The sequence below is a fragment of the Shewanella sp. DNRA4 genome (assembly GCF_012843185.1).
Classification (GTDB): domain Bacteria; phylum Pseudomonadota; class Gammaproteobacteria; order Enterobacterales; family Shewanellaceae; genus Shewanella; species Shewanella xiamenensis.
The window spans coordinates 33,618-48,125 of record NZ_JABAIP010000020.1; the positions used below are offsets into that span (position 1 = coordinate 33,618).

Here is a 14,508-nt window from a genome sequence, read left to right on the forward strand (position 1 = left end):
ATTTGGACACTATGAAATTTTCAATTGATAGGGACGCCCTATTAAAGCCGCTTCAATTGGTTTGTGGTGCGGTAGAAAGACGCCATAACTTGCCTATTTTGGCAAATCTCCTTGTAGAAGTTAGTGGTCACTCACTCAAATTAACAGGTACTGACCTTGAAGTTGAGTTAGTCGGTCAGGCGGTTATTCATGGTGATATAGAAGAAGGTCGAACTACAGTTCCTGCTAAGAAGCTGTTAGATATCGTTAAATCTTTGCCTGAGCAAAGCGAGCTTAAGGTCGAGCAGCAAGATAACAAGTGGTTGTTACGCTCTGGCCGTAGTCGTTTTTCGCTGGCAACCCTGCCCGCAGAAGAATACCCAAATGTGGAAGCCTTTCAGGCGGAAATCGAATTCACCCTTAAGCAAGGCGTGCTGAAGTCGTTGATTGATGCGACCCAGTTTTCGATGGCGAACCAAGACGTTCGTTACTATCTGAATGGTTTATTGCTCGAAACCGAAGGTAATGTGCTGCGCGCCATTGCTACCGACGGTCACCGCTTAGCCTTAAGTCACAGAACCATAGATGCACAATTACCTGAAAAACAAGTCATCGTGCCCCGTAAAGGCGTGATGGAAATGGCGCGTTTGTTGGAAGCCGACGATTTAGATATCGCAATTGCCATTGGTGATAATGCGATTCGTGCGACCACCAGCACTACTGTCTTTACCAGTAAATTAGTCGATGGTCGTTTCCCCGATTATCGCCGCGTGTTACCTAAGGGCGGTGATAAAATCGTTATCGCCAGCCGTAACCACTTCAAGCAAGCTTTAACGCGCGCTTCTATTTTATCGAATGAGAAGTTTCGTGGTGTACGCATTCAGTTAGAGGCGGGGTTACTGAAAATCACCGCTAATAACCCAGAGCAAGAAGAAGCGGAAGAAATCATCGATGTGGATTACAACAATCAGCCACTCGAAATTGGTTTCAACGTCAGTTACTTATTGGACGTGCTCAACAACCTTAAGTCCGATGATGTGCGTATCACTTTAATCGATGGTAACTCGAGTGCTTTATTGGAAAACCACTTGGAAGAAGATTCCATGTATGTGGTTATGCCAATGCGCTTATAGTCATCCTCTTTCTACGCAGTGCCATACGCCGCTTTTTAGCGGCGTATATGTCTTCAGACCTTATCCCTTGTTGCCTTATTAACTCTAATGGATGTGAATTGCGGTATGATAACAGTCCTGAGTCTTGGCCTGAGCCGTCGATGCGGTTTGATGAGTAACGCATGAGCCTTATCCGTCTTAATATTGATTCTTTTCGCAATATTCAATTGGCGCAACTGAGCCCGAGTGAAGGGATTAATCTGATCTATGGTCAAAATGGCAGTGGCAAAACCAGTATTCTTGAGGCGATTTACTTTCTCGGGATGGGGCGTTCGTTTCGCAGCCACTTATCCCAGCGAGTCATCAATAACGACCAAGACAAACTAACCCTGTTTGCGACCTTAAATTTACCCCGCGGCGACAGTAAAATTGGTCTGCGGCGTTTTCGCAGTGGCGAAACCGAAGTCAAAATTGACGGTGAAAAGGTCAAACGGCTATCGACTTTAGCTGAAACCTTGCCCATACAAGTCATCACGCCGGAAAGCTTTTCGTTATTGTTTGAAGGTCCAAAATCCCGCAGGCAGTTTATTGATTGGGGGGCCTTTCATTCGGACCCACAGTTTTATGCGGCGTGGGTGAATGTGAGGCGAGTTCTTAAACAACGAAATCAACTGCTTAGAAATAATTCTCCCTATAATCAAATCCAATATTGGGATCGGGAGTTTGTCCGTTATACCGAGCAGGTTACCGAAATACGAAACCGTTATGTAGACTCGTTAAATGAGCTACTTAAGGGTATAATCGAGGAGTTTTTACCGCAGGTGAATGTTAAGGTTTCATTTACCCGCGGCTGGGATAGCAAAACGGATTTTGCACAACTTCTCGAATCACAATATCCCAGAGATTTGGCTACGGGTCATACCGTCAGCGGTCCCCATAAAGCTGACTTAAGACTTCGTGTAGGCACTTTGCCGGCGCAGGATGCCCTGTCCCGTGGCCAATTGAAATTATTAGTCTGTGCACTGCGTATTGCACAGGGAAAGTTGCTCAAACAACAAATAGATAAACACAGTATTTATCTTGTGGATGATCTTCCATCCGAGTTGGATGCACAGCATAGGCAGCTATTGCTGAAACAGCTAGTGGACACTGGTGCACAAGTGTTTGTGACCGCCATTGAGCCAGCAGCAATAGTCGATTCGTTACACACGCCTCCCAGTAGGATGTTCCATGTGGAACACGGACGTGTAACGGTAATTGAATAACCATTGAGAGAATAATATGTCAGAGAATAGTTACGATTCTTCGAGTATTAAGGTCCTTAAGGGCCTTGATGCAGTACGTAAGAGACCTGGGATGTATATTGGTGACACCGACGACGGTACGGGTCTACATCATATGGTGTTCGAAGTAGTCGATAACTCTATCGATGAAGCCTTAGCGGGCCATTGTACTGATATCACAATTACTATCCATGTGGATGGTTCGGTTTCTGTTAAGGATGATGGCCGTGGTATTCCGGTCTCTATCCATGAAGAAGAAGGTGTATCGGCCGCAGAAGTTATCATGACGGTTCTTCATGCTGGTGGTAAGTTCGACGATAACTCCTATAAAGTGTCAGGTGGTCTGCACGGTGTGGGGGTGTCGGTGGTCAACGCGCTTTCTAAAAAGCTGCAATTAACTATTCGTCGCGATGGTAAAGTCCACGAGCAGTTTTACACCCATGGTGTACCTGATGCGCCAATCAAAGAGATTGGTGATGCAACTAAAACGGGTACCGAAATCCGTTTCTGGCCAAGTGAGCAAACTTTCAGTGATGTTGAGTTTCACTTTGAAATCCTGGCTAAACGGGTGCGAGAATTATCGTTCCTTAACTCTGGTGTGGGGATTCGCTTAGTCGACGAGCGTGATAATAAAAACGAATTCTTTAAATACGAAGGCGGTATCAGCGCATTCGTTGATTACTTGAACCGTAATAAAACGCCGGTAAACAAAGATGTATTCCACTTTATGCAGGAGCGTGACGACGGCATTACCGTTGAAGTGGCGATGCAGTGGAACGATGGTTACCAAGAAAACATATTCTGTTTTACCAACAACATCCCGCAGCGTGACGGTGGTACTCACTTAGCCGGTTTCCGTAGTGCGTTGACACGTAACCTCAACAACTACATGGAAAACGAAGGTTATAACAAGAAAGGCAAAACCAACGCGACTGGCGATGACGCCCGCGAAGGTTTAACGGCTGTTATCTCGGTTAAAGTGCCCGATCCTAAGTTCAGCTCGCAAACCAAAGACAAGCTAGTGTCTAGCGAAGTGAAAGCCGCGGTTGAACAAACCATGGGTGAAAAGCTAAACGACTATCTGCTTGAAAATCCTGCCGATGCTAAGTTAATCGTTGGTAAGATTGTTGATGCGGCTCGTGCCCGTGAAGCGGCGCGTAAAGCCCGTGAAATGACGCGTCGTAAAGGCGCGCTCGATTTAGGTGGTTTGCCTGGTAAGCTGGCGGATTGCCAAGAGAAAGACCCTGGTCTTTCAGAAATCTACATAGTGGAAGGGGACTCTGCTGGCGGTAGCGCTAAGCAGGGACGTAATCGTAAGAATCAAGCGATTCTGCCACTGAAAGGTAAAATCTTAAACGTTGAGAAAGCCCGTTTCGATAAAATGCTGTCTTCTCAAGAGGTTGCCACACTAATCACCGCGCTTGGCTGTGGTATCGGTCGTGATGAATACAACCCAGATAAGACTCGCTACCACAACATCATCATCATGACGGATGCTGACGTCGACGGCTCGCACATTCGTACCTTGCTGTTGACCTTCTTCTTCCGCCAAATGCCTGAACTGATTGAACGTGGTTATGTGTATATTGCTCAGCCGCCTTTATTCAAAGTGAAGAAAGGTAAGCAAGAACAATATCTGAAAGATGAAGCAGCACTGACTCAGTATCTGACCACTCAAGCGTTAGATGGAACCAGCATTTATCCATCTCAAGGTGCGCCAGGTATGTCGGGTGAGCCATTAGAGCGTTTAGTGACGCAATACCGCGAAGTAGAGGCGATTGTTGCCCGTTTAGAGCAACGTTATCCAACGCATATCACTAATCGGATGCTTTACCACCCAATGATCAGCAATGAGATGTTGGCCGATGAAGCTAAGATGAAGGAATGGATAGACGCCTTTATCCATGAGTTGGTGGAATTAGAAAACAGCGGCGTGCTGTATTCTGGTGAGCCTGTACTCGATCCTGAGCGTAAAGTGTATCTGCCAAAGATCACCATTCGTAAACATGGTATCGACACGCATTACCTATTTAGCTATGACTTCTTCCAATCAATGGATTATCAACGTATTGCTAAGTTAGGTGCAGCCCTAGAAGGCTTGATTGAAGTCGGTGGTTATGTGCAACGTGGCGACCGAGTGAAAGAAGTTGGCAGCTTCATTGAAGCGCTAGATTGGACGATTTCTGAAGCGAAACGTGGTCTCTATATCCAACGTTATAAAGGATTGGGTGAGATGAACCCTGAGCAATTGTGGGAAACCACAATGGATCCTGAATCACGCCGTATGCTGCAAGTGACCATTGATGACGCCGTCGGCGCAGACCAATTGTTTACTTGCTTGATGGGCGATCAAGTAGAACCTCGTCGTGAGTTTATTGAAGCCAACGCGCTGAACGTAGCTAACTTAGACGTTTAATATCGTTTTTTACAGATATAACTGATTGATAAAAAAGGGAAAGCTTAGCTTTCCCTTTTGTTTTGCAAAAAATTACCTATCAACACCCGCCTCATCGGCTTCGACAATTTCAGTCTCCGCTTTTGCGGCAGTTATCCAAGCCTGCATTTCTGGCTGGCTCACAATAAATTCCATATACGCTCGGCTCGCTTGCGAGACTTCAATCTCATAGGTAAAGAAGCGCATTACCACTGGTGCAAACATCATATCGGCGATTGACCACTCGCCAAATAACCAAGTGCCCTGATTTTGGGATGGGATAAACTCAGTCATTTGCTGAGACCAAATGCTTTCGATGCGTGCAATATCTTGCTGAACAGCGGGGCTAAGCTCGACATATCGACGGGTACGGATATTCATAGGCAGGGCATTTCGTAGGGCATGAAAGCCTGAATGCATTTCACAGGCGAGGGAACGAGCCTTGGCTTTTTGTTTTGGCTCTTGTGGCCATGCAGCGCCTGAAAGATAACAATCATTGATATATTCACAAATCGACAGTGAATCCCAAACGGTAATGTCACCATCGACCAGTGTTGGTACTTTTAGCGTTGGCGAAATGGATTGGAGTTGCTGGTAGAAGCTATCGGTATCGAGTTGTAATAGCACTTCATCGAACTTAACGCCTGATTTCGCAGCCATTAACCAAGCTCGGAGCGACCAGCTAGAGTAGTTTTTATTGCCGATATAGAGTTTCATAAGCGCCTTCCAATTTTGAGTCGTGCTAAGCACTATACATTATGTTTGTTTTTCTCCGAGCCGTTGAGTTGTTGCATGCTCATATTCAGCTATTCAAATTGCTCACGCTATCAAGCTAAATTGGACTATGGTTTCACGTGAAACAATTCGACTTGGTAACCTTATCTTAAGTTTGGCAACATATACTCAAGCTGCACATAATACTGATAGTGGCTGCTCTAGCATATCAATTACAATGGACGGATAATGTAATACTGGCTCAGTACACACAGCTTTCATAGGTTGGAATATTTTGATTAAGTCCATATTCAACAAAATTTTTAATATCCGTGAACAAGCAACGCTTGAGCGACCTAAAAGCTTTAGTCAGACCGATCTCAGCAAACCTATAACTACAGCGTCACCTAAAAAACGTGTAGAAGAGCAATTTGATACTTCGATGAGTATTGACTTAGCGGCGCTGTTTTATAGTTTGTTATTCCCCGCCAGAACCAAAGATGCTGGTGGCGTTGCTAATAACCTTGAACGGCGTGTCATGGCTGAAATAGAGCTCGCCTTAGCATCGCCACAAGTGATAGCCGAAAAGGTGCTGAAGCTTCCCTCTAAGGTATTGGAGTTAGACCGTAAGTTAGCTGATCCACAGTTTGATACTAAAGACTTGTTGGCGTTAATCGAGCAAGATCCCTTACTGAGCGTCGAAGTGCTTAAGCTGTGTAACTCACCGGCTTTTAAGCGTGGTGAGCGGGAAGTGACTAGCTTGCAGCAAGCTTTAGTACAACTTGGCCGTGAACAGTTACGTTGCTTTGTGACTAGCTGCCTAGTGCGTGAGATGCTAGATATTAAACCCATTTATTTTCGGCGTTTTGGCGCTGAGATTTGGCGTCATTCAATGCAGGTGGCCTTTTTAACTAGCGAGCTGAGTGAAGAAGATAGGGACACCGCATTCCTATTAGGATTACTGCATGATGTGGGTAAGCTCGCCATCTTCAAAATGTTGCTTGATGCTTTTGTGCAAGCAGAGCCTGGTGAGCAGCCAAATTCTTGGTTATTCCGACAAGTGATGACGGCCAAATCACTTACCTTAAGTGCGTTATTAGCAAGATATTGGCAGTTGCCCAGTATTTTTGAAGCTGAACTGGATAAACTTGCCCACGTACATACCCGGCCGCATGAGGGGATTGCCGCAGTGGTTTGGCGCGCGAATATCATCAGTGAGATTTCGATGCTGCAGCAAGCGGGTAAATTGCCTGCAGACATGCTGAGTAACTTGTTAGCCTTGGTTGGACTCGATCAAGTTCAATTTGAGGCGTTGCATGAAAAACTCCAGCAATTTTAATAAATTGCAGTCAATAAAAAACGCGCTATCAGCGCGTTTTTTATTGGCACCTAACGTGCGACTTACTGAAGCAGAGAAATATCCGCTACATGTAAGAATTGCTCACGTAGGTTATTTAGCAGGGCTAAACGGTTGTTTTTCAGGGCTTCGTCATCCGCCATAACCATCACGTCTTCGAAGAACTGGTCAACACTTTCACGTAAGCTCGACAGCAGTGTCAATGCCTGTTGGTAATCAGCATTTGCAAACAGCGGAGCGAGTTGAGGTTGCAGTTCGGCAAGCTTAGCGGCTAATGCTTGTTCTGCGGTTTCGGCTAACAGAGCCGAATTAATTGCTGTAGGTAATTCGCCTTCCACTTTCGCCAGAATGTTAGATACACGCTTGTTCGCCGCAGCCAGAGCGCTAGAGGCTTCTAAGCTTCTGAAGTGTGATACCGCATTGATACGGCTATCAAAATCAGCTGGGCGAGTTGGGCGACGTGCTAATACCGCGAGGATCACGTCAACATCGATACCTTTATCTTGGTACCAAGCACGGAAACGCGCCATCAAGAACTCAAGCACTTCATCGCTTGCATTCGCGTTGCTTAAGTTGGTTCCATGGAGTTCCTGAGCCTTAGCAATTAGGGTCACTAAGTCTAGTGGCAGCTTGTTATCAACGATAATGCGTAGCACACCGATAGCGGCGCGGCGCAGTGCGAATGGGTCGGCAGCGCCCTTAGGTGCCTGACCAATACCGAAGATACCGACTAAGGTATCGAGTTTATCCGCTAAGGCTACTGCGCAAGAAACGGCAGCTGTTGGAACCGTATCGCCAGAGAATTTTGGCTTGTATTGCTCTTCCATGGCTAAGGCTACGGCTTCAGTTTCACCGTCTAGGCGGGCGTAATGCATGCCCATAGTGCCTTGCGTATCGGTAAACTCCATCACCATATTGGTCATTAAGTCTGTTTTAGACAATAAACCAGCGCGCGCTGCATCAACTGCGTTAGCGCCAGTTTGCTCGGCAATAAAGGCGGCTAGGGCAGAGATACGAGTCACTTTGTCTTTTAAGGTGCCGAGCTGTTGCTGGAACAACACAGTCTCAAGGCTTGGCAAACGTGATTCCAGCGTGTGCTTCTTATCGGTATTAAAGAAAAATTCAGCATCAGCCAAGCGTGGACGAACCACTTTCTCATTACCAGCAATGATTTGCGCTGGATCTTTTGATTCGATATTGGTGACAAAGATAAAGTTTGGCAGTAACTTACCGGCATCATCGAATACTGGGAAGTATTTCTGATCGCCCTTCATCGTATAAACCAAGGCTTCTGAAGGCACGTTTAAGAACTTCTCTTCAAAGCTTGCGGTTAATACGACTGGCCATTCAACTAAAGAGGTGACTTCTTCCAGCAGGTCATCTTCGATATCGGCGGTGCCACCAATCTTAGCGGCCGCTTTTTCTGCATCGGCTTTGATTAAGGCTTTACGGCTTTCGTAGTCGGCGATGACTTTACCTTTTTCTTTCAGCAGTGTCAGGTAGTTGTCTGCATGGTCAAGCTCGAAGCCTGTACCCATAAAGCGGTGACCACGAACATTACGTGCCGATTTAATGCCGAGCAATTCACCTTCGATTAACTCACTGCCTAACAGCATAGTGGCGGTGTGAACAGGACGAATAAATTGTGTCTTGCTGCTTCCCCAGCGCATTGGCTTAGGAATGGGTAACTTATCCAGCGCTCGTTGCGTCATAGCTGCGATTAAGCTCTTAGTTTCAACGCCTTCGACTTTGGCGTTATAAACCAGCCATTCGCCTTTGTCGGTCACTAAACGCTCAGCTTGGTCAACGGTAATACCGTTACCACGTGCCCAGCCTTCTGCGGCTTTCGTTGGTTTACCTTCGGCATCAAAAGCTGAACTCACAGCGGGGCCGCGTTTTTCAACGATTTTGTCCGCTTGAGCAAGCGCTAGTTCTGTCACATTAATGGCAAGACGGCGGGGCGCAGCATACCAAACAGCTGATTTAAAAGCTAAATCGGCTTTGATTAATTCTTCGGTAAAGTTCGCTAAGAAAGACTCAGCCAGTTTACGCAGCGCCTTTGGTGGCAGTTCTTCGGTGCCTAACTCGATGAGTAAGTTTTCAAAATTCATGTGTTACCTCTACTTACACATTGGGAAGCCAAGCGCTTCGCGTGCCTGATAATAGGATTCAGCAACGGCTTTAGCCATTGTACGAACGCGCAGGATATAACGCTGACGTTCAGTCACTGAAATGGCGTGGCGTGCATCGAGCAGGTTGAAGGCGTGCGAGGCTTTCATCACTTGCTCATAGGCTGGCAGAGGTAATGGTTTTTCAAGCGACAATAAGTGCTGGCACATTTTTTCGCATTGATCGAACAGGGCAAACATAAAGTCGACGTCTGCGTGCTCAAAGTTATAGGTCGATTGCTCAACTTCGTTTTGGTGGAACACATCGCCGTAGGTGATGCGACCCATCGGGCCATCGGTCCATACGAGGTCGTACACGCTATCTACACCTTGGATATACATGGCGAGACGCTCTAAACCGTAGGTGATCTCACCCGTGACAGGGCTACACTCTAAGCCGCCGACCTGTTGGAAGTAAGTAAACTGAGTCACTTCCATGCCGTTTAACCAGACTTCCCAACCCAGACCCCAAGCGCCTAGCGTTGGTGATTCCCAGTTGTCTTCCACAAAACGGATATCATGGATTTGTGTATCAATACCAAGGGCTTGCAGAGAACCTAAATAGAGTTCTTGGATATTATCAGGTGACGGTTTTAACACGACTTGGAATTGGTAGTAGTGCTGCAGACGGTTTGGGTTTTCACCGTAACGGCCGTCGGTAGGGCGGCGCGATGGCTGCACATAAGCACTGCTCATTGGCTCAGGCCCTAGAGAGCGTAGGAAAGTTTGTGGGTGGAATGTACCCGCACCGACTTCCATATCTAAAGGTTGAACGATTGCACAGCCTTGCTGCGCCCAATATTCCTGTAGGGTTAGAATGAAACCCTGAAATGTTTTTACGTCGTGTTTCGTCGTCATGTCTACTTGTCTACTGCCGTCAGCTTGAATAGAAAATGGTTTCGATTATACCTTGTAGATCTCTGCTTATGTAGGTTATTTTTTACCTTCTTTGTTAAAACGTTAAGGTAGATAGGCCATGGAAGAAATCCGCTGTAATTGGGTCAGCGATGATCCCTTGTATCGTGAGTACCACGATAAAGTGTGGGGACGCCCAGTTTATGATTCGAAGGAGTTGTTTGCCAAGCTCTGTTTAGATGGCCAACAAGCCGGGTTGTCTTGGATTACTATCTTAAAGAAGCAGCAAAACTACGAACAAGCTTTTGCGGATTTTGAGCCGACAGTAATTGCCACTTTCGACGACGCTAAGGTTGAAGAGTTGATGAACAATCCAGGTATTGTGCGTAATCGCCTTAAGATCCATTCGATTATTCGTAATGCAAAAGGCTATTTAGCCTACACTGCGGATGGCAAAGATTTTGCTGAATTTCTGTGGAGCTTCGTTGGTGGTAAGCCTTTGGTTAATCAATTTACTTCCATGTCGCAGGTGCCTGCGCAGACACCTGAATCAGAGGCTATGTCCAAGGCATTAAAAAAGCTCGGTTTTAACTTTGTTGGTCCGACAATTTGTTATGCTTTTATGCAGGCGGTGGGAATGGTGAACGATCATCTTGTTGACTGTATTTCTTATCAAGCTTGTTGTGATCATCAATAATTAATTCATTTTGCTTTGATGGGCAGCGAAATAGAAAAGGCATGTTCCACGTGGAACATGCCTTTTGTTATTTCACCTTGTTGAGATTAGATTTTCTCGAAGAAGAAAGGCTTACGCTGTTGTTTGCTGCCATTGAGTTGGTTCATCGACTCTGCATCGAACAACTTACCATTGACCATGGTATAAGTAACTTTATCTGTGACTCGAATATCCGCTAATGGATCGCCATCAATAACGATTAAATCTGCAAGCTTACCTGTCTTTATCGAGCCAAGTTGATGCTCTAGGCCGAAGGTGGTGGCTGGGTTAATGGTCGCAGTTTTGAGTACATCCATATTGCTCATGCCACCTTGAGCGAACATCCACATTTCCCAATGTGCGGCTAAACCTTCACGCTGACCATGGGCACCAATATTTGGATGAATGCCTAATTTATTAAACTCATTCGCCACTTTAGCAACGTTAAAATGATTGTAGTGACCGTCTGGTGCATGGGGGCGACGCATAGAGCGAGCTTGCAAAATATCGCTTGGCACATACATAGACAAACGTGGATGTGCCCAAACATCGGTCTTATCATACCAATAGTTTTCACCCGAAATACCGCCGTAGGCGACGACTAAGGTTGGAGTGTAACCGACCTTAGTTTGGCTCCAGAACTGTTTAATATCGTTATAAATATTTGCCACGGGTAACGAGTGTTCTACGGTGGTATGGCCATCGGCAACCATGGTCAGGTTATGTTGCAGTAAGCTGCCACCCTCTGGCACGACCATCATTTCGAGTTCACGAGCTGCAGCGATAACCTGTTGTCTTTGATTGCGACGCGGTTGGTTGTAGCTCTTAACGCTAAAGGCGCCGACTTTTTTGAGTCGCTCTAAATGGAATTTTGCATCATCGAGTGAGTCGATATGCGAGGTGTATCCGGGAGCATTTGCGCCGTAGAGAATTGTTCCAGTGGAGAAAATCCGCGGGCCCACGATGTTCCCCGCCTTTTGTTGCTCAGAAGCGGCAAAGATTTCAGTGGTATCGTTCGATGGATCATGGATGGTCGTCACGCCTAGGGATAATCCAGAGTAGAGTGCCCAGTTTTGTTGGGGCACGATTTCGTCATCGGCCTGGGCGCCATGGGCGTGAGCGTCAAACAAACCTGGCATAATGGATTTACCGCTTATATCGATAACTTGTGCATCCTTTGGAATTGCCGTGTTAGCGTCGCCAACAGCAACAATATGATTGTCTTTGACGATCACGACTCCCTTATCGATGACTTGGTCATTTTCCATGGTGATCACTTTACCGCCGACAAAGGCGACTGTTCCACGTGGAACATCAGCTTTTTCAGTAAAGCCTAAATTGATAATGCTTGGCTTAGCTTGCACGTCCTTTTTGAGATACTGCGAATCAACATCGGCTTGGTACAGTTCTGGGCCAAGAGTCCAATAGAGTTGATTACTCTTGCTATTCCAACTGATACTTTCGCCGGCTCGCACACTTAACTGAGTGACTGGAAGATTGCTGGCGTTAGGGCCAATTTCAACGGTTTCACCATGTTTAGCAAAGGGCGTCACCCAAACTTTAAAGCGCTCGGCAAAGGCGAGCTGTTTACCGTCGGGTGAGACTCTAAATTCGGTTGCATGTTTACTGCTGTAGTGAACGCGCTTATCAAACCCATCCAAGTTAATAGAGGCAAGCTGCGGTGTGTCATCTTCACCACTATTCATAAAAAAAATGCGATCGGCTGAGGCTCCGTATTGTGCTTGATAGCCTTCTGCGGAGATTTTCTTATTTTGTTTGGTTTTTAAATCGACCTTGTACAGACCTGGTTCTTGCGACCAAGTTCGAGGTGTGAGATGGCCGCCTTGGGTTTTACGATACACCACAAGTTCGCCATCGGGAGAAAAGGTAGGCTCGACGTATTTTCCTGGCTCAGTGGTAAGTTGTTTCGCTTTGCCACTTTTAGCGCTGATCACTTGTACAGTGCCTTGGTCTTGGTCATTCCAAGTTGTGAAGACTATGTTTTTGCCATCACGCGACCACTGGGGATAGAGTTCTTCTATATCGTTATCTAACTCGGTTAAGCGCGACATCTTGCCATCGGGAAGTGTCTTCAACCAGATTTTACCCAATGCTTCGAAGGCGACCTTACTACCATCCGGGGATACTTGTGCCATTCGCAGCATTTTTACATCGAATACATCTTTATCAATATCTTGTTTAAAGCGTACTGAAGGCTGAACGTCTAATTGGGTTTTTACAGAAAATGGAATATCGGTGACCGTTTTATTAGCAACGTTGAGGCGGTTAATTTTGCCCTTAGCCCAGAAGAAGATGTCTTTGTTGTCTGGAGTCCATGCCATCGTCGGGTAAACACCATGAATTGCCCAAGTCTCTTGCATATCGCGGTCTAAATCACCGAACAGTTTAGTGGTTTCACCGGATTTCAAATCAAGCAAATATAAGGATGATTGGAAATCATCACGCTTGATGTAGGCCAGTTTGGTGCCATCAGGGCTTGGGGTTGGGCGAATGGCTCCGCCAGTCCCTTCGATCAGAATTTCGATATCACCTGTTTTAGTATCGTAACGCTTGATTTTATAGATGCCGTTTACTGAGTCTTTGGAATAATGGAAGGTTTTTCCTGGGGTGTCATCTTGACTGAAATAGATATAGCGACCATCGGGTGAATAGGCGGGTTCACCTAAGTCTTTCTCATCATTTGGGCGTTCGGTGAGTTTTACACCTTCGCCACCTGCTACATGGTAGAGCCAGACTTCGCCGGCACCTAAACTACGACTGGCGGTAAAATGTTTACGACCCACTAAATATTGCGAATCAGGGCTCCACGCTGGGCTGTTGAGTAAGCGAAAAGTTTCTGATGTGACGGTGCGTGGATTGCTGCCATCGGCATCCATAATCCAAATATTGTCACCACCATCCGCATCCGAGGTAAAGGCGATGTGTTTACCATCAGGGCTATAAACTGGCTGCATTTGCCAGGCTATGCCTTGTGCTAATGGTTTAGCTTCGCCACCCGTGACTGGGATTTTATAAATATCACCGAGTAAATCGAATACTAAATGTTTGCCGTCTGGACTGACACTGATGTTCATCCAAGTGCCTTCGGTTACATCTATGGCCACTTTTTCTAGCGGGGCATTGGCTGGCGCATTGACGTCCCAACTCGTTTTTTGGGCGTCTGCTGCCTGTACAGCGTGGGAGTTAAGGCCAAGCATCAGGGCGATATAAAGCGGTGTCAGCTTAGGTTTCAACATGTTATGTCCTGTTATCGTTATTCTAGGGCTTGATTGTTATCAGGTTGGATAAATATTTGTTAATGCTACGCTAAGTTATCGCACAAATACCCTGTAAGGAAAACGGAAATACTGTTTCAATTAATGACCGAGGGGCAGCAGCTGAGGCGGAGAAACTGTGGGAGAGTAATGCGGCTTACTCTCCATGAAGTGATGATTAGTTTAATGTGACGGGATCGCCGATGTGGATCATGGCATCATTGATAACACGGCAAGTGACACCGCCTCGCCAATCAGGTGTTAGTGCTGACTCTAAGCCGGCATGAGCTTGGTCCATCTTTTTACAGGGATCAGTTTCTCCTGTGACTTCGAGGCAGAGATCCCCAATCAGTAACTGCTTACCCACATCGGCAGGACTAAAAGTTAATCCATCGACTAAAAGATTGGCTCGGCGAGTCGTCCAAGGTAAATTTGCACCTATACTTTGACACGCTATTTGCCATTGCTGGAGCGAGAGTACTGTGACTTGCCTTTTGCCTGGGCGACCAAATACATCTTTTTCAATACCGCTGTGCTGGGTGACATTCGCGCACAGCACCTCATTCATTGGTCCGCGTTTAATCGTTTTATAGGCGATAGCAACTAGTTTCGGCAT

At 46.2% G+C, this 14,508-nt stretch carries 10 protein-coding genes; 5 read left to right on the forward strand and 5 right to left on the reverse strand.

Going from position 1 to position 14,508, the window contains the following annotated elements; all coding sequences use genetic code 11:
* Positions 1-11: 11 nt before the first annotated feature.
* The 3 genes from dnaN to gyrB all read left to right on the forward strand — a co-directional run bounded on the left by dnaN (position 12) and on the right by gyrB (position 4,790).
* Positions 12-1,112: a DNA polymerase III subunit beta gene (gene dnaN / locus HG547_RS18880; RefSeq protein ID WP_037429330.1), complete on the forward strand. Its 1,101-nt coding sequence runs from the start codon at positions 12-14 to the stop codon at positions 1,110-1,112.
* 161 nt (positions 1,113-1,273) lie between these two features.
* The gene (gene recF / locus HG547_RS18885; protein ID WP_169548713.1) at positions 1,274-2,356 is read left to right on the forward strand and encodes a DNA replication/repair protein RecF; all 1,083 of its coding nucleotides are present in this window, start codon (positions 1,274-1,276) and stop codon (positions 2,354-2,356) included.
* Between the two features lie 16 nt (positions 2,357-2,372).
* Positions 2,373-4,790, forward strand: coding sequence for a DNA topoisomerase (ATP-hydrolyzing) subunit B (gene gyrB / locus HG547_RS18890; protein WP_088586444.1), 2,418 nt, complete (start codon positions 2,373-2,375; stop codon positions 4,788-4,790).
* A gap of 72 nt (positions 4,791-4,862) precedes the next feature.
* Here the strand turns inward: gyrB and HG547_RS18895 are convergent, their stop codons facing one another.
* The gene (locus HG547_RS18895) at positions 4,863-5,525 is read right to left on the reverse strand and encodes a glutathione S-transferase family protein (protein WP_169548714.1); all 663 of its coding nucleotides are present in this window, start codon (positions 5,523-5,525) and stop codon (positions 4,863-4,865) included.
* A 292-nt stretch (positions 5,526-5,817) separates the two neighbouring features.
* Between HG547_RS18895 and HG547_RS18900 the strand changes: the two genes are divergently transcribed.
* Positions 5,818-6,861 carry an HDOD domain-containing protein gene (locus tag HG547_RS18900; protein ID WP_169548715.1) on the forward strand — a complete coding sequence of 348 codons (1,044 nt, stop codon included), beginning with the start codon at positions 5,818-5,820 and terminating at the stop codon, positions 6,859-6,861.
* Between the two features lie 62 nt (positions 6,862-6,923).
* Here the strand turns inward: HG547_RS18900 and glyS are convergent, their stop codons facing one another.
* Both glyS and glyQ read right to left on the reverse strand, forming a co-directional pair.
* Positions 6,924-8,990 carry a glycine--tRNA ligase subunit beta gene (gene glyS, locus HG547_RS18905; protein WP_169548716.1) on the reverse strand — a complete coding sequence of 689 codons (2,067 nt, stop codon included), beginning with the start codon at positions 8,988-8,990 and terminating at the stop codon, positions 6,924-6,926.
* 9 nt (positions 8,991-8,999) lie between these two features.
* On the reverse strand, positions 9,000-9,905 hold the full coding sequence (gene glyQ / locus HG547_RS18910; RefSeq protein WP_011070431.1) for a glycine--tRNA ligase subunit alpha: 906 nt from the start codon (positions 9,903-9,905) through the stop codon (positions 9,000-9,002).
* 118 nt (positions 9,906-10,023) lie between these two features.
* Between glyQ and HG547_RS18915 the strand changes: the two genes are divergently transcribed.
* Positions 10,024-10,599, forward strand: coding sequence for a DNA-3-methyladenine glycosylase I (locus HG547_RS18915; RefSeq protein WP_037413482.1), 576 nt, complete (start codon positions 10,024-10,026; stop codon positions 10,597-10,599).
* Positions 10,600-10,685: 86 nt separating this feature from the next.
* Here HG547_RS18915 and HG547_RS18920 read toward each other — a convergent pair whose 3' ends face one another.
* Entirely contained in the window at positions 10,686-13,874 is a 3,189-nt protein-coding gene (locus HG547_RS18920; RefSeq protein WP_169548717.1) for an amidohydrolase family protein, read from the reverse strand.
* 196 nt (positions 13,875-14,070) lie between these two features.
* Positions 14,071-14,508: an MOSC domain-containing protein gene (locus HG547_RS18925; RefSeq protein WP_037413487.1), complete on the reverse strand. Its 438-nt coding sequence runs from the start codon at positions 14,506-14,508 to the stop codon at positions 14,071-14,073.